This is a genomic window from Pseudomonas sp. FW300-N1A1 (genome assembly GCF_058789115.1).
Genome location: NZ_JBYTBK010000016.1, coordinates 50,385 through 66,506, shown reverse-complemented (window position 1 = coordinate 66,506; position 16,122 = coordinate 50,385). Strand labels below are relative to the sequence as shown.

16 protein-coding genes and 1 other RNA gene are annotated in these 16,122 nt (G+C 57.9%); 10 read left to right on the top strand and 7 right to left on the bottom strand.

Going from position 1 to position 16,122, the window contains the following annotated elements; translation table 11 throughout:
- Positions 1–77: 77 nt before the first annotated feature.
- Entirely contained in the window at positions 78–2,024 is a 1,947-nt protein-coding gene (locus AC3WQN_RS13485) for a flavin monoamine oxidase family protein (RefSeq protein WP_103400802.1), read from the bottom strand.
- Between the two features lie 198 nt (positions 2,025–2,222).
- Positions 2,223–3,119: a GlxA family transcriptional regulator gene (locus AC3WQN_RS13480; RefSeq protein WP_172736512.1), complete on the bottom strand. Its 897-nt coding sequence runs from the start codon at positions 3,117–3,119 to the stop codon at positions 2,223–2,225.
- A 245-nt stretch (positions 3,120–3,364) separates the two neighbouring features.
- Between AC3WQN_RS13480 and AC3WQN_RS13475 the strand changes: the two genes are divergently transcribed.
- Complete coding sequence (locus AC3WQN_RS13475; protein WP_103400801.1) at positions 3,365–4,501, top strand: acyl-CoA dehydrogenase family protein; 1,137 nt, start codon at positions 3,365–3,367, stop codon at positions 4,499–4,501.
- A 139-nt stretch (positions 4,502–4,640) separates the two neighbouring features.
- On the opposite strand, the gene AC3WQN_RS13470 is transcribed toward AC3WQN_RS13475, so the two are convergent.
- Complete coding sequence (locus tag AC3WQN_RS13470) at positions 4,641–5,681, bottom strand: NADP(H)-dependent aldo-keto reductase (RefSeq protein ID WP_103400800.1); 1,041 nt, start codon at positions 5,679–5,681, stop codon at positions 4,641–4,643.
- A 245-nt stretch (positions 5,682–5,926) separates the two neighbouring features.
- Between AC3WQN_RS13470 and rplM the strand changes: the two genes are divergently transcribed.
- The 7 genes from rplM (at position 5,927) to AC3WQN_RS13435 (ending at position 10,798) form a co-directional block, all read left to right on the top strand.
- Positions 5,927–6,355: a 50S ribosomal protein L13 gene (gene rplM / locus AC3WQN_RS13465; protein WP_007905295.1), complete on the top strand. Its 429-nt coding sequence runs from the start codon at positions 5,927–5,929 to the stop codon at positions 6,353–6,355.
- Positions 6,356–6,369: 14 nt separating this feature from the next.
- A complete protein-coding gene (gene rpsI, locus AC3WQN_RS13460; RefSeq protein ID WP_002555064.1) occupies positions 6,370–6,762 on the top strand; it encodes a 30S ribosomal protein S9 in 393 nt (130 codons plus the stop codon).
- Between the two features lie 252 nt (positions 6,763–7,014).
- Positions 7,015–7,608 carry a ubiquinol-cytochrome c reductase iron-sulfur subunit gene (petA, locus tag AC3WQN_RS13455; protein WP_095079803.1) on the top strand — a complete coding sequence of 198 codons (594 nt, stop codon included), beginning with the start codon at positions 7,015–7,017 and terminating at the stop codon, positions 7,606–7,608.
- A complete protein-coding gene (locus AC3WQN_RS13450) occupies positions 7,608–8,819 on the top strand; it encodes a cytochrome b (protein ID WP_095146673.1) in 1,212 nt (403 codons plus the stop codon). Before petA ends, AC3WQN_RS13450 begins: the two co-directional genes overlap by 1 nt.
- Positions 8,819–9,601, top strand: coding sequence for a cytochrome c1 (locus AC3WQN_RS13445; protein ID WP_095079806.1), 783 nt, complete (start codon positions 8,819–8,821; stop codon positions 9,599–9,601). Before AC3WQN_RS13450 ends, AC3WQN_RS13445 begins: the two co-directional genes overlap by 1 nt.
- 149 nt (positions 9,602–9,750) lie before the next feature.
- Positions 9,751–10,368, top strand: coding sequence for a glutathione S-transferase N-terminal domain-containing protein (locus tag AC3WQN_RS13440; RefSeq protein ID WP_103400799.1), 618 nt, complete (start codon positions 9,751–9,753; stop codon positions 10,366–10,368).
- Positions 10,369–10,384: 16 nt separating this feature from the next.
- Positions 10,385–10,798, top strand: a complete 414-nt coding sequence (locus AC3WQN_RS13435) for a ClpXP protease specificity-enhancing factor (RefSeq protein ID WP_103400798.1) — start codon at positions 10,385–10,387, stop codon at positions 10,796–10,798.
- Between the two features lie 53 nt (positions 10,799–10,851).
- On the opposite strand, the gene AC3WQN_RS13430 is transcribed toward AC3WQN_RS13435, so the two are convergent.
- From AC3WQN_RS13430 to AC3WQN_RS13415, 4 genes are all read right to left on the bottom strand, one after another.
- Positions 10,852–11,430, bottom strand: a complete 579-nt coding sequence (locus tag AC3WQN_RS13430) for a BON domain-containing protein (protein WP_103400797.1) — start codon at positions 11,428–11,430, stop codon at positions 10,852–10,854.
- Positions 11,427–12,020 (bottom strand): phosphoheptose isomerase, encoded by a 594-nt coding sequence (locus AC3WQN_RS13425; RefSeq protein WP_007904374.1) that lies wholly within the window; start codon positions 12,018–12,020, stop codon positions 11,427–11,429. Before AC3WQN_RS13425 ends, AC3WQN_RS13430 begins: the two co-directional genes overlap by 4 nt.
- Positions 12,021–12,121: 101 nt before the next feature.
- Positions 12,122–12,484, bottom strand: coding sequence for a YraN family protein (locus AC3WQN_RS13420; RefSeq protein WP_103400796.1), 363 nt, complete (start codon positions 12,482–12,484; stop codon positions 12,122–12,124).
- Positions 12,484–14,295, bottom strand: coding sequence for a penicillin-binding protein activator (locus AC3WQN_RS13415; protein WP_103400795.1), 1,812 nt, complete (start codon positions 14,293–14,295; stop codon positions 12,484–12,486). Before AC3WQN_RS13415 ends, AC3WQN_RS13420 begins: the two co-directional genes overlap by 1 nt.
- 209 nt (positions 14,296–14,504) lie before the next feature.
- On the opposite strand from AC3WQN_RS13415, the gene rsmI reads away from it, so the two are divergent.
- Complete coding sequence (rsmI, locus tag AC3WQN_RS13410) at positions 14,505–15,377, top strand: 16S rRNA (cytidine(1402)-2'-O)-methyltransferase (RefSeq protein ID WP_103400794.1); 873 nt, start codon at positions 14,505–14,507, stop codon at positions 15,375–15,377.
- A gap of 75 nt (positions 15,378–15,452) precedes the next feature.
- Positions 15,453–15,806, top strand: an RNA gene (rnpB, locus tag AC3WQN_RS13405) — RNase P RNA component class A.
- The last annotated feature ends 316 nt before the right edge of the window (positions 15,807–16,122 follow it).

The window sequence follows — 16,122 nt, the reverse complement described above, 5'->3', positions numbered from 1 at the left end:
ATGTTTGATGGCGGTGGGTAGCCGGCGCGAGAGGTGGAGCCATGTATTGCGTGCATGGCTCTGGAACGGGGATGTGATCAGATTTTGAGTTGGTAGTGCGGGTAGTCGCTCAAGGAAAATCCGCCATTGAAGGTCGCGGTGGTTTTGTTGCAGATATGAATCACTGCATCGACAGCACCGCGAAAACATGGCTCCGTCCAACCGGCATCGACGGAAAATGACTCACCGGACAAATACAAGCCTGATACATGAGCAAGGTCCCGGTTGTACTTCATCAGGCCGACGGCATCGTAGTAGGTGCCCGGTCGGTAAAGCTTGGCACAGCCCAGAGCATTTTTATCAGTGATCCAGCGCTGAACCACCGCTTGATCAATGCCGATGTAGGGAGAGATTTTTTCCTGGACGTTGGCAGAGTTCATGAGTATGCGATCCAGCTCTTCGGCGCATTTTGATACCAGCTCCTTATCGCTGAATGAAGCGAGCTTGGTTGCGTCATCTTCCCAGGTGTAACTCAGCAGGATGCAGTCATAGCTGTAATTGTCGTTGTAGCGGTAGGTATAGACATCGTGGATAAAGCTGTCGGTTACGATGGCTTGCGGGATGTTTTTGTTTTTCGAGAGAAATGATTTTTTCAGCGGTGCAAACACTTTGCAGCTAGTTTCCCAGTGTGCGGTTTTGTAGGCGTTAATCGTCTCGAAAGGCAGCATCTCCCGGGTGAAGTTTTCGAGCTTGATTCGAGTTTCAATCAGCCAGGAGGGTAGTGTCATGATGACCGAGTCAAAGTCATCAAATTGCTCCTGGATTTGCTCGGGTTGACTGTGTTTCGAGTTGTGATAGACGCGTATTTTTTGATTGGGCAGCTTTTCCAGTTTTGTGACGGATGAGTCGGTGAGAAGCCCATTGCTTCTTTCGAGGCAATGTTCGTAGAAGGACTTTCCGGTTTCGTCGGTTTTCACAAACAGCAGGCATTCGTCCAAAGCGGCGAGGCCGATGTAGCGGGGCCTGTCGAAACTCTGCCCCATTGAGTCAAAAACGGCTTCGCTATTCAGGTAGGGCGAATCCAGTGGATCGCCGTTTGAGTCCACTCGACCATGGATCAGTTGCAATTGGCTGCTGAAACCGAAAATTGCAGTACGCAGAGGGTAGAGGCAGCAGACGTCGTAAAAAGCTCCCCAGCTACCGTCACCTATACCTATCGCGTAAAAAATTGCGGACTCTTGCGCAGACATTCCCATTCCGCCGAAATCCCCGGGTGAGCGGCCATCCCAAGCTTCCAGTGCTGGCATGCTGACCAGGTCGCGGAACGAGACACTCTCGTATTTTTCAACGATAGAAGCCCATATGGCTTCCCATTCCTGGCTCGCATAGAGCTCAGCAACGTGGCGGGTCATGCGATCGGCAAAGGCTTTCCACTTGGAATAAACCTTTTGCAATTCATCGCCGGGAGGCGGTGTAACGCCGTCTTCGTTTTTCCATATCAACATTTGCGGCGCTGATCCGCCGCCCATGCTGCCCTCCCGGAGATAGATGCCTGTCGAGTTAACCCATTGGCTACCGGGGTTGGCGAAGTCTGAAAGCGCCAATTCAAATTGATTGGCGTAGTAAGCCATCAGCGACCGACCTTCTGTCGGTGGCTCATCCGCCCGGTTGAAGAAGGGCATACGCATGGCGCCCATTTCAAACGGTGTATGGCTTGCTGCCGAGTTTCGGCTGCCGGGAACGGTCAGATGCCTGCCGCCGATGCGTCTGGATTGTTCGATGAGAGTGATATGGGTAAAGCCGCAGCGATAGAGTTCTCTGGCGGCGGTCAGGCCTGTGACGCCGGCGCCGATGATGCAGATTTTATGTTGCGGGTCAGTTGCCCTGGCGATGCCGTTTTCCTGTTCTACCAGTGCACGATAGTCAAAGCACAAATCCGGCGGATTGGGAAAGCGAGCCGCCCATGTATTTTTAACCGAGCGCTTTGTTCGGGCGGCCTCCTTGGCGATGTATGAAGGGTAGTTGTAGCTTGATCCGATAGTCATGGTTGATCTTCCCTGATGGTGTTTGCAGGGAAGATGTTGAAGTTTTTAAGGGGCTGCGTCTGTGGGCAGGGTTGGGTTCTCCGACGCTCTGTATTCCGCTTTTTGCGCAGGAAAATACACAGTGAAAGAACTGAGTGGACGGCGCAAGATTCTATGTGGAAGCGAGCAGGCTCGCTCCCGCATTCGGTTGGTGTTCGGCTATGCAGCCTGCTGAAACTGCTGCCGATACTGGTTCGGCGACAGTTCGGTGTGCTGGCGGAACAGCCGGGCGAAGAAGCTCGCGTCGTCGTAGCCGACTTCGTAGCTGATGGTCTTGATGCTCTTGCGGCTGCCCGAGAGCAGGCCCTTGGCCGTTTCGATGCGCAACCGTTGCAGGTAGTGCAGCGGCTTGTCGCCGGTGGCGGTCTGGAAGCGGCGCATGAAGTTGCGGATGCTCATGCCGTGTTCACGGGCGACGTCTTCGAAGCGGAACTTGTCGGCAAAGTGCTCTTCAAGCCAGTGCTGGATCTGCAGGATGATCACATCCTGATGCAGCTTCTGTCCGCCGAAGCCAATGCGGCCGGGAGAATAGCTGCGCTGCACTTCATACAGGATGTCACGGGCCACGGCCTGGGACACGTTGGCGCCGCAGAAACGCTCGATCAGGTAGATATAGAGGTCGCAGGCCGAGGTGGTGCCGCCGGCGCAGTACAGGTTGTCGGCGTCGGTCAGGTGCTTGTCCTTGTTGAGCTGGACATTGGGGAAGCGTTCCTCGAAGGCGTTGAAAAAGCGCCAGTAGGTGGTTGCTTCCTTGCCATCGAGCAATCCGGCTTCGGCCAGCCAGAACACCCCGGTGGCCTCGCCGCAGAGCACCGCGCCACGGGCGTGTTGCTCGCGCAACCATGGCAGCACTTGTGGATAACGTTGGCACAGGGTGTCGAAATCGTCCCAGAAGGCCGGGAGGATGATGATGTCAGTGTTTTCCAGGCCGCCGTCCACCGGCATCAGCACATCGCTGAAGCTGTTGACGGGTTTGCCGTCGGGGCTGACCACGCGGGTTTCGAATCCGGGAGTCAGGCCATGACCCTGTTGTTTGCCGTAGCGCAGGCTGGCCAGGTGGAAGAAATCCTTGGCCTGCATGAGGGTGTAGGCAAAAACCCGGTCGATAGCCAGGATACTGACTCGCCGCAAGGGCGAGGAGGGTTGGATAGACATAATTCAATTTATTCTTATAGGGGAAAGTGGTCACCAAGCGGCTGGATCGTCTTATTTTTTGGCTGATGTGTCCAGTGTCCTGTTCCGGGCGTGGGGCTTAGGCTCTGGGATTCAATTTTCGGCCAACAATAATCACAGGTGCCCCGATGATTCCAAGAACCTTGTTCAGCTCCGAGCACGAACTGTTTCGCGACAGCGTACGAACCTTCCTCGAAAAAGAGGCCGTGCCCTTTCATGCTCAATGGGAAAAGCAGGGTTACATCGACCGTGAGCTCTGGAACAAGGCAGGGGAGGCGGGGATGCTGTGCTCCCATCTGCCGGAAGAGTACGGCGGCCTCGGTGCGGATTTTCTCTACAGTGCGGTGGTCATCGAGGAGGTGGGACGGCTGGGGCTGACCGGCATCGGCTTCTCCCTGCATTCGGACATCGTGGCGCCGTACATCCTGCATTACGGCAGTGAAGCCCTGAAACACAAATACCTGCCCAAGCTGGTCTCGGGGGAAATGGTTACGGCCATCGCCATGACCGAACCCGGTGCCGGTTCCGACCTGCAAGGGGTGAAAACCACTGCAGTGCTGGACGGTGACGAATACGTGATCAACGGCTCGAAAACCTTTATCACCAACGGCTTTCTCGCGGACCTGGTGATTGTCGTGGCCAAGACCGATCCCAAGGCCGGGGCCAAGGGCACCAGCCTGTTCCTGGTGGAAGCCGACACCCCGGGCTTCGACAAGGGCAAACGTCTGGAAAAGGTCGGCATGAAGGCCCAGGACACCTCCGAGCTGTTCTTCCAGGACGTGCGGATTCCCAAGGAGAACCTGTTGGGGCAAGCCGGGATGGGTTTTGCCTACCTGATGCAAGAGCTGCCACAGGAGCGCCTGACGGTGGCCGTCGGTGGCCTGGCCTCGGCCGAGGCGGCGCTGCAGTGGACGCTGGACTATACCCGCGAGCGCAAGGCGTTCGGCAAGTCGATCGCCGACTTCCAGAACACCCGCTTCAAGCTGGCGGAAATGGCCACCGAGATCCAGATTGGCCGGGTTTTCGTCGACCGCTGCCTGGAACTGCACCTGCAAGGCAAGCTCGACGTGCCGACGGCGGCGATGGCCAAGTATTGGGGCACCGACCTGCAATGCAAGGTGCTCGACGAGTGCGTGCAACTGCATGGCGGCTACGGCTTTATGTGGGAATACCCGATTGCCCGGGCGTGGGCGGATGCGCGCGTGCAGCGGATCTATGCCGGGACCAATGAAATCATGAAGGAGATCATTGCGCGGTCGCTTTGATTCGGTGTTGAGCGTTCCCGCGCTCTGCGTGGGAGCGCTGCCATGGACGCCTTGCGTCCGCCGTTGATGCTGTGACGTAGAGCGCCACGGGACGCATTCCCACGCGGGAGCGTGGGAATGATCATCATCTAAAGGTCAATCAGGGTGCAGGGTTCGGGTGATCCTTGTGAATCGCCTCGATCCCCGCCAGCACTTCGTCGGACAGTTTCAGGTCGAAGCTGGCGATGTTGCTGTCCAGTTGTTCCAGTGTCGTTGCGCCGATGATGTTGCTGGTGACGAACGGTTGCTGGTTGACGAACGCCAGGGCCATTTGTGCCGGGTCCAGGCCGTGCTCGCGGGCCAGTGCCACATAACGACTGCACGCGGCTTCCGACTGCGGGTTGAAATAGCGGCTGAAACGGCTGTAGAGGCTCAGGCGGCCTTTTGCCGGGCGAGCCCCACCTTCGTACTTGCCTGAGAGAAGGCCGAACGCCAGCGGCGAGTAGGCGAGCAATCCGCACTGTTCGCGAATGGCGATTTCCGCCAGGCCCACTTCAAAGCTGCGGTTGAGCAGGTTGTAGGGGTTCTGGATCGAGACCGTTCGTGGCCAGCCGCGGGCTTCGGCCAGGGCGAGGAAGCGCATGGTGCCCCATGGGGTTTCGTTGGACAGGCCGATGTGGCGGATCTTGCCGGCCTTGACCTGTTCGTCCAGCGCCTCAAGGGTGTCCTCGAGCGGTGTCAGGTTGACTTCGCTCTTGTGTGTGTAGCCCAACTGGCCAAAAAAGTTGGTGCTGCGCTCCGGCCAGTGCAACTGGTAGAGGTCGATCCAGTCGGTCTGCAGGCGCTTGAGGCTGGCATCCAGGGCTTGGGCGATGTGTTCGCGATTGTGTTTGAGATGGCCGTCGCGGATGTAGTCGATGGTATTGCCCGGTCCCGCGATCTTGCTGGCCAGGACCCAGTCGGCGCGATCGCCGTGGCGTTTGAAGTAGTTGCCGATGTAGAGCTCGGTGCTGGCGTAGGTTTCGGCCTTGGGCGGTACCGGGTACATCTCCGCGGTGTCGATGAAATTGATTCCGGCGCTTTTGGCTCGTTCAATCTGCGCGAAGGCTTCAGCCTCGCTGTTTTGCTCGCCCCAGGTCATGGTTCCGAGGCAGATGCCGCTCACTTTCAGGTCGGTGCGGCCTAGCTGGCGATAGTCCATCGGGTGCTCCCTTGGCAAAACAATCATAAAAGCAGGTTGAAAAATTTTTCGCAATCTGCATAATTGCGCACCTCTTTCTGCAGTGGAAGTGATGCGCCGCCGCCGAAGAATCTTGCCGTTGAACGGACGCGCCGACCCGAGCCCCCGATAGCGTCTGTACCCGGCTGCCTTTGACTTGTCAAAGTACGCACTATTCAGTAAGATCCGCCGTCTAATTTACAGGGCGGCCCCTGAGGCTATAAAGAATGAAAACTTTTACTGCTAAACCGGAAACAGTACAGCGCGACTGGTTTGTCGTCGACGCTGCAGGTCAGACCCTGGGTCGTCTGGCCACCGAAATCGCGAGCCGTCTGCGTGGCAAGCATAAAGCTGAGTACACGCCTCACGTTGACACCGGCGACTACATCGTCGTTATCAACGCCGAGCAGATTCGTGTAACCGGTGCTAAAACCACCGACAAAATCTACTACTCTCACTCCGGTTTTCCGGGCGGCATCAAGTCGATCAACTTCGAAAAGCTGATCGCTAAAGCCCCTGAGCGCGTGATCGAGACCGCGGTTAAAGGCATGCTGCCTAAGAACCCACTGGGTCGCGACATGTATCGTAAGCTGAAAGTCTATGCGGGCGCTGTTCACCCTCATACTGCTCAGCAGCCCCAAGAACTGAAGTTTTAACGGAATAGTTCATTATGTCGGCGACTCAAAATTACGGCACTGGCCGTCGCAAGACCGCAACCGCACGCGTTTTCCTGCGTCCGGGTACTGGTAACATCTCCATCAACAACCGTTCGCTGGATAATTTCTTCGGTCGCGAAACTGCCCGCATGGTAGTTCGTCAGCCGCTGGAATTGACTGAGACTGTCGAGAAGTTCGACATCTACGTCACCGTGATCGGTGGTGGTGTAAGTGGTCAGGCTGGCGCAATCCGCCACGGTATCACTCGCGCTCTGATGCAGTACGACGAAACCCTGCGTGGCGCTCTGCGCAAAGCTGGCTTCGTGACTCGCGATGCTCGTGAAGTTGAACGTAAGAAAGTTGGTCTGCGTAAAGCGCGTAAGCGTCCGCAGTACTCGAAGCGTTAATTCGCTCTCGCGTTCAAAGCGCCCAGTCTCCTCGCGGAGCTGGGCGTTTTTTATGGGCGAAGATTTGTGGTGTGACAACTTGCCACATCCGTAGAGGCCCTATACTACAAGGCTTGGCGGTTGTGCCGGGTGGTAATTACCTTGTCAGAATTGGGGCTTTTCATTACCATTCGGCAAAATTTTTATAAGTTCAGATTTTTACTTAGTAGATGCCTGATTTAACAGGCCACAAAGCTGATGGGAGAGGACTGAATGAGCAATGACGGCGTGAATGCAGGCCGGCGTCGCTTTCTGGTAGCAGCCACATCCGTGGTGGGTGCTGCAGGAGCGGTGGGGGCTGCGGTCCCGTTCGTGGGGTCGTGGTTTCCCAGTGCCAAGGCGAAGGCCGCAGGTGCACCGGTGAAAGTGAATGTCAGCAAAATCGAACCAGGTCAGCAAATGATTGCTGAATGGCGCGGTCAGCCGGTGTTTATCGTCCGCCGTACCCAGGAAATTTTGGGGAATCTTACAAAGATCGAGGGTGAACTCTCCGATCCGGACTCCAAGAGCTCGGTACAACCGACTTATGTGGATCCCAAGACGCGTTCGATCAAGCCAGAGGTTCTGCTGCTGATCGGTATTTGCACGCACCTGGGCTGTTCTCCGACTTTCCGTCCAGAAGTGGCGCCAGCGGATCTTGGTCCGAAATGGGTAGGGGGGTATTTCTGCCCTTGCCACGGTTCCCACTACGATCTGGCTGGCCGTGTCTTCAAGTCGCAGCCTGCGCCTTTGAACCTGCCAGTTCCCCCGCATTCCTATGAGTCGGATGACATCATTGTCGTCGGCGTCGATACGGAGAAAGCGTGATGAGCAAGTTCATGGATTGGGTTGATGCGCGCTTTCCCGCCACCAAAATGTGGGAAGACCATCTCAGCAAGTACTACGCCCCGAAGAACTTCAACTTCTTCTACTTCTTTGGCTCCCTGGCGCTGCTGGTTCTGGTTAACCAGATCGTAACTGGCGTCTGGTTGACCATGAGCTACACCCCGTCGGCGGAAGAGGCGTTCGCCTCCGTCGAATACATCATGCGCGACGTCGAGTACGGCTCGATCCTGCGTCTGCTGCACTCCACCGGTGCTTCGGCATTCTTCATCGTGGTTTACCTGCACATGTTCCGTGGCCTGCTCTACGGTTCGTACCAGAAGCCGCGTGAGCTGGTGTGGGTGTTCGGCATGCTGATCTACCTGGCGCTGATGGCGGAGGCCTTCATGGGCTACCTGCTGCCTTGGGGCCAGATGTCCTACTGGGGTGCGCAGGTGATCATCTCGCTGTTCGGTGCGATCCCGGTCATCGGCGACGACCTGACCCAGTGGATCCGTGGTGACTACCTGATTTCGGGCATCACCCTGAACCGCTTCTTCGCCTTGCACGTAGTCGCCTTGCCGATCGTGATTCTCGGCCTGGTGGTGTTGCACGTCCTGGCGCTGCACGAAGTCGGTTCGAACAACCCTGACGGCGTGGACATCAAGAAGTACAAGGACGAAAACGGCGTACCGCTGGACGGCATTGCCTTCCACCCGTACTACACCGTGAAAGATATCGTCGGCGTCGTGGTGTTCCTGTTCATCTTCTGCTCGATCGTGTTCTTCTTCCCGGAAATGGGCGGTTATTTCCTCGAGAAGCCGAACTTTGAAGTGGCGAACGCATTCAAGACCCCTGAGCACATCGCTCCGGTCTGGTACTTCACCCCGTTCTACGCGATCCTGCGTGCGGTTCCGGACAAGCTCCTGGGCGTCATCGCCATGGGTGCCGCGATTGCCGTGCTGTTTGTCCTGCCTTGGCTTGACCGCAGTCCGGTCAAATCCATGCGCTACAAAGGCTGGCTGAGCAAGATCTGGCTCTGGGTGTTCTGCATTTCGTTCGTGATTCTGGGTGTGCTGGGTGTGTTGGCTCCAACACCAGGTCGTACGCTGCTGTCGCAGGTATGTACCTTCCTGTACTTCGCCTACTTCATTCTGATGCCGTTCTACACCAGGCTCGAGAAGACCAAACCGGTTCCGGAAAGGGTGACTGGCTGATGAAAAAGCTATTTGCTGTACTGATTCTTGCGGCTATGCCTGTGTTCTCGTTCGCATCTTCGGCGGGCGGTCCTGAGCTGGAAAAGGTCGATATCGACGTTTCCGACAAAGCGGCAATGCAAGATGGCGCGCGTACGTTCGCCAACTACTGCATGGGTTGCCACAGTGCCAAGTTCCAGCGCTATGAGCGTGTTGCCGACGATCTGGGGATTCCTCACGATCTGATGTTGAAGAACCTGGTGTTCACCGGCGCCAAGATCGGCGACCACATGAGCATCGGCATGCAGCCGGCAGACGCCAAGGCCTGGTTCGGCGCTGCGCCGCCTGACCTGACCCTGGTGGCTCGTGTTCGGGGTACCGACTGGCTGTACGGCTACCTGAAATCGTTCTACGAAGACCCGTCGCGCCCTTGGGGTGTGAACAACAAGGTGTTCCCGAACGTGGGCATGCCTAACGTGCTGGTGGGCCTGCAAGGTCGCCAGGTCGTAGGGTGCAAACAGGTTCAGGTCGTCGAGCATGGCAAGAAGCAATATGATCCGCTGACCGGTACACCGCTGACTCATGAAGCGTGCGATCAGTTGACCATCGTGCCGAAGTCCGGTGCCCTGACCGAAGAGCAGTTCGATGAGAAGGTCAAGAATCTGGTAACCTTCCTCGCTTACTCGGCTAACCCGGTTAAGCTGGAGCACCAGCGCATTGGTACCTATGTATTGCTGTACCTGGCGTTCTTCTTCGTATTCGCTTATCTGCTCAAGCGCGAATACTGGAAAGATGTGCATTGATATAGCTTTAAGTAATTGCTGTTAACCGCGCGCGCCCAAGGGCGCCTCCGAAAGTGTAACGAGTCTGGTCATCCAGGCGTTACGGGAGGCGCCCTCTGGGCGCGCTCGTTTTTCCGCTCCGATAATTTCAACAAGCGAGGAGGATCGCCATGGGCGTGACCAATCGGTTGGCCTGTTACTCCGACCCCGCCGACCACTATTCCCACCGAGTGCGAATCGTACTGGCAGAGAAGGGTGTCAGCGCCGAGATCATCAGTGTGGAGGCGGGTCGTCAGCCGCCAAAACTGATCGAAGTGAACCCCTACGGCAGCTTGCCCACCCTGGTCGATCGTGACCTGGCGTTGTGGGAGTCGACGGTGGTGATGGAATACCTGGATGAGCGTTACCCGCATCCGCCTTTGCTGCCGGTTTATCCCGTGGCGCGTGCCAACAGCCGCCTGCTGATACATCGCATTCAGCGCGACTGGTGTGGCCTGGTGGATCTGATTCTGGATTCGCGGACCAAGGAACCCGCGCGCGTACAGGCTCGCAAGGAACTGCGTGAAAGTCTCACCGGGGTTTCGCCGTTATTTGCCGACAAACCTTTTTTCCTGAGTGATGAACAAAGCCTGGTGGATTGTTGCCTATTGCCAATACTCTGGCGTTTACCGATGCTAGGTATCGAACTGCCGCGGCCTGCCAAGCCGCTGCTTGATTATATGGAGCGCCAGTTTGCGCGTGAGGCATTCCAGGCGAGTCTGTCTGCTGTCGAACGCGATATGCGCTAAGGCTTAAGGAGCCGCTATGAACTCCAGTCGACCTTATTTGGTCCGCGCGCTCTATGAGTGGATTGTGGACAACGACTGCACACCGCACATGCTGGTCAATTCCGAGTTTCCATCGGTGCAGGTCCCCCAGGGGTTTGCCAGTGATGGACAGATTGTTCTGAACGTTTCTCCTGCGGCTGTTCGTCATCTGCACATGGATAACGAGGCGGTCAGCTTCGAGGGGCGCTTCGGTGGTGTTCCTCATACCCTGTATGTGCCTGTGGGCGCGATCCTGGGCATTTACGCCCGGGAAAATGGTCAGGGTATGGTGTTCGATCTGGAATCGCCTCTGGATGACGAGGAAGAGATCGAGCCGGAAGATGATCAGCCGCCACCCGATGACGAGCCGCCGCGCCCAAGCGGTCGACCCAGTTTGAAGGTGGTGAAGTAATAAAAAAGGCGATCCGGATGGATCGCCTTTTTTGTGCCTGGCGTTCGGTTACATCAATCGATGTACTCGAACAGCTTCACAATCTTTTGTACGCCGGAAACACCCTGTACCAGATTGGTCGCCTGGGCGGCTTCCTGCTTGGTCAGCAGGCCCAGCAAGTAGACGATGCCATTCTCGGTCACGACCTTGATGCGTGAGCCGGGAATGCTCGGGTCGGTGAGCATCTGGGCCTTGATCTTGGTGGTCAGCCAGGCGTCGTTATTGCGGGCCAGCAACGACGAAGGCTGCATCACTTGCAGTTCGTTGTGTACGGTCTTGACCCGCTGGACGGCGGCAGCGGCTTGTTCGGCCTGGGCCTTGAGATCGGAGCGGGGTGTTTGTCCGGCGAGCAGCACGACGCCGTTGAAGCTGGTCACGACGATGTGCGAGCTGCGGTCCAGGTCCGGGTTGGCCTTGGCCACGTTCACGCCGACCTTGGTTTCGATCAGGGAGTCGTCGATCTTGCTACCGAAAGTACGAGTGCCACGGTCATCTTGAATAGGGCTTTCACGGCTGGCGCTCACCATTGAGGTGCAGCCGCTGATGGCAAGGCTCAGGGTCAGGGCCACAAGGCCGAGGCGATTAAGGGTCATTCTTCACTCCCGAACAATTGGCTGTCGATCAAGTCGCAGAGGCAGTGGATCGCCAGCAGGTGAACTTCCTGAATGCGTGCGGTGACGTTGGCCGGTACGCGAATTTCGACGTCTTCAGGCAAAAGCAGCGAGGCCATGCCGCCGCCGTCGCGACCGGTCAATGCTACGACAATCATTTCGCGATCATGTGCGGCCTGGATCGCTTGAATAATGTTGGCCGAGTTGCCGCTGGTGGAAATCGCCAGCAATACGTCGCCGGGTTGGCCCAGTGCGCGGATTTGCTTGGAGAATATTTCGTTGTAGCTGTAGTCGTTGGCGATCGAGGTGATCGTCGAGCTGTCGGTGGTCAGTGCGATGGCTGGCAGGCTCGGGCGCTCGCGCTCGAAACGGTTAAGCAATTCGGAAGAGAAATGCTGTGCGTCGCCGGCCGAACCGCCGTTACCGCACGAAAGCATTTTGCCTTCGTTGAGCAGGGCGTTGACCATCACTTGGCTGGCTTGCTCGATGTGCGGTGCAAGTACGTCCATCGCCTGTTGCTTGGTATCGATACTGGCCTGAAAAAGCTGGCGAATTCGGGATTGCATGTCCATCTGTGTGACCTTAAGTGGCGCGGCTTGGTGGCACGGCAAAGTGCGGCCCGCAAAGCAAAGAGCAAAAGTATTGGGTTAAAGGCGGCCTTGCCCGAGAGCGGTCAGCTATCAAAGGCATTCCGTAGCCAGTTCAGGTGTGTTGCGGTGCTGTCTATGGCAACTACATCAAAGCGGCAGGGGGAATCGGCCCAGCGCGACTCGCTTTGCAGGAAGTACTGCGCGGCGAGAATCAGTTTTTGACGCTTGCGCGCATCGATGCTGCCGAGCGCGCCACCCCATTGGGTGTTTTGTCTGTAGCGGACTTCGACGAATACTACTGTATCGCCGTCAAGCATGACCAGATCAAGCTCACCGCGTTTACATAGCCAGTTCTGCGCCAGGAGGCGCAGACCCTGTTGCTGGAGATGCTGGAGCGCCTGGCTTTCAGCATCTCGCCCGCGTTGTTGGCGTGACCTGTCAGGCATTAACGTTGGGTGTCTGGCAGGCGCTGGACCTGCCCGTTGACGAACTGTGCCCAAGGCAGCTGACGTTGAATGCGCTGTGTCGGGCTCATGCTCAGGTTGCCCGATTGGCCTTCGATGGTGCTGTCAGGCAATGCCTTGAGTTGGCCCAGGCGCGGAGCCAGGCGGTAGGCATCGACACCCATGGCGTACAGGCGGCCCAGGCTGCCATTGGCTTGCGGCCATTGAGCGGTCACTTGCTGGCGCAGCGGGTCGTTGATGTTCAGCAGCCATGGGGTATCGCAGAAGCGAATGCCATTCATGTCGTTGTACTGGTTCTGGTCGCCGCTGGCGCTGTACACGTGGGACGTGGCGTAGACCGGTACGTCGCCCGCGTACTGGAAGTTCAGCGTGGGCTTGATCTGTTGGGCCTGTTGCGGGGTCGAGGCCAGGAAGATGAACTCGATGTCCTGGCGACGCGAAGGTTGTGCGGCGACCTGGGAGCCCAGGGTGCTTTGCAGGCTCTTGGCGCGACCTTCGCTCTGGCGCAGCTGGAACAGGTCGGCGATTTGCTGGGCCAGTTGCACGGGCTGGTCGACGCGCTCGACACCGATGATGGTGCCGCCGTTGCCTTGCCAGTCCTGGCTGAACGCCTTGAGGACGCGATCGCCCCATTCGCCTTTTGGTACCAGGACGGCGGCGCGATGCAGGCCGTCGGCCCGTGCGCGGCGGGACACTTCGCGGGCTTCGTCCTCGGCCGCCAAGCCGAACTGGAACAGCTGGGCAGGGCCTTGATCGCCTTCGGCGTAGTTCAGCGCCAGTGTGGTGATGGGCAGTTGTGGGCGGGCGCTGAGCTGTTTGACCAGTGGTTTTTCCAGTGGGCCGACAACCAGTTGCACGCCATCGGCCTGCGCCTTGCGATAGAAGTCGTCCAGCGAGGTCAGGCGCGAGCTGTCATAAAACTCGATGGCCGGTGGCTTCTGTCCGGCCTGTTGAGCCTGATAGTGAGCGGCCATGAAGCCTTCGCGCAGGGCCTTGGCCACCGAGGCCAGCGGGCCTTCCTGGGGCAGTAGCAGGGCGATTTTGCTGACGGGCTGGCTGGCCAGTTGCTTGAGCTGGGTCAGGGGCAGTGGCAGTTGAATGGCGGCCGGGTGTTCCGGGTGCTGGGCACGCCATTGCTCGATGGCAGCCTGTTGCAATTCCAGCGTGCCCGCGGTTTTCACCGCCACGGCCAGGCTCATCCAGCCACCGAGCTCGTCGTTGGTGATCGGTTGCAGTTGGTCGGTCGGCAAGGAAGCGATAAGTGCCCAGATAGCCTCATGGTTTTTACCGGCGGCGCCACCTTCGAGCATCGGTGCGATGGCGATGCGCTGGCGGACAGCGGCCAGGGTCTGGCCATCGGCTTCGAGGGCGCGGGCGCGGACAGTGCCAGTACGCACTTGCTGCTCGTCGGGTAGCTCGTCCAGGCGTTGCAGGCTTGGATGGCTCAGGGCAGTCAGCGCCGCCTTGGGCTGGTTGCGAGTCATGGCCAGTTCCGCCGCCAGGGTGCTGGCGAAGACCTGTTGGCCGGGCTTCAGCTGTTCCACTGGAACCTGTTGAAGTATTTGCGCGGACTGGTCGGCGTTACCTTGACGGTAGGCCAGGTCGGCGGCGCTCAGGCGCAGCAGGGCAGCCTTTTCGGGATTGCCTGCGGTGGCGGCCTGTTCGAGCAGTTGCTCGATACTGGCATCCGCAGTCCGTGGAAGGTCGCCAAGGCTGGACGAGGGCGAGCTGGCGCAAGCCGCCAGCAAGGCAGCAAGGCAGAGGGCAGTGAACAGCCGCAGGCAAGCGATCATGTAAGTGTTCCTGATACTCGATCAAATTAGCGTGGAATTGTACCCAAGCGCTGGCCGGGGCGCGATGTTGCTGGCGTGAAACGTTCAATTTAGGTCGTGTAAATGTTACGGGGCTCAACGGTGGCGGGTGTCCGATGACGACAGTGACGCTCATCCGAGGGGCTACTACGCGCTACAATGGCGGTTTTACCAACCATGAGGTGTGCGCTTTGACTGCTCCAGGTGCTTTGAATTCCGCTGCTGGCTCGCTTTATGTGGTGGCGACGCCCATCGGCAACCTGGATGACATCAGTGCCCGCGCGCTGAAAATCTTGCGTGAGGTGGCGTTGATCGCTGCTGAAGATACCCGTCACTCCTTGCGGTTGCTGCAACATTTCGGGATTGGTACGCCTTTGGCCGCTTGCCATGAGCACAACGAGCGCGATGAAGGCAGTCGCTTCATTACGCGTTTGCTGGCAGGCGACAACGTCGCGTTGATTTCCGACGCGGGCACGCCGCTGATCTCTGATCCCGGTTATCACCTGGTGCGCCAGGCGCGGGCGGCCGGTATCAATGTAGTACCGGTTCCCGGGGCTTGCGCGTTGATTGCGGCATTGTCTGCGGCGGGGCTGCCATCGGACCGCTTTATCTTCGAAGGTTTCCTGCCGGCCAAGGTCGTTGGGCGCCGCGCGCGCCTGGAGTCCATAAAGGAAGAACCGCGCACCTTGATCTTTTACGAGGCGCCGCACCGGATTCTGGAGTGCCTGCAGGACATGGAGCTGGTGTTTGGCGCGGACCGTCCGGCGTTGCTGGCGCGTGAGCTGACCAAGACCTTCGAGACGCTCAAGGGCCTGCCATTGGCCGAGCTGCGCGCTTTCGTCGAGGCCGACAGCAATCAGCAGCGCGGCGAGTGCGTGGTGCTGGTGGCCGGCTGGACGGCCCCGGAAAGCGAGGATGCGGTCAGCAGCGAGGCGATGCGTGTCCTCAATCTGTTGCTCGAGGAGATGCCCCTCAAGCGTGCGGCAGCCCTGGCGGCGCAAATAACGGGGGAGCGCAAGAACGTGCTTTATCAAGTGGCCCTGGAAAAGCAGAAAAGCGAGTAAGCGCGCGGGCTGTAGAGCGGTAAAAGGCTTTTATTGCTTGTTCTTCGGGCGCTGTGCCGTTAACCTTCGCGGCGGAGAGTCGATCGGACAGTCGCTGCCCTCTATGAAAATTAGGGGGGGGAGGAAAGTCCGGGCTCCATAGGGCGAAGTGCCAGGTAACGCCTGGGAGGCGCGAGCCTACGGAAAGTGCCACAGAAAATAACCGCCTAAGCACTTCGGTGCCGGTAAGGGTGAAAAGGTGCGGTAAGAGCGCACCGCACGACTGGCAACAGTTCGTGGCTAGGTAAACCCCACTTGGAGCAAGACCAAATAGGGTCCCAAGGCGTGGCCCGCGCTGGGACCGGGTAGGTTGCTAAAGGTGTCCAGTGATGGCCATCGTAGACGAATGACTGTTCAAGACAGAACCCGGCTTACAGATCGACTCTCCACCTTATTTTTCTTCTCTGCCTGAGCCACAGGCAGGGAGGCTTGGTACTATCGACTGGCTAGCGTTCAAGTGGCTGGCGGTGATAAGTTTAATGTCGATAGACCGTCCGCAGGACCCCGTTTGCAGAGGCGCCCGTAGTAGCCATTACCCACCCTGCTTGAATCAATAGCAGACGCGCTTTTGTAATACCAAAAAAATCTTACTCTTAACAAATTACTTTAACTTCTGAACGTAGCCTTCAGTGCTGCTTCAAGTTATCGAGCTCAATCATCCGCCAAATATTCGTAACCTCTTCTTTTGCGCCTCTAAATCTCCGAT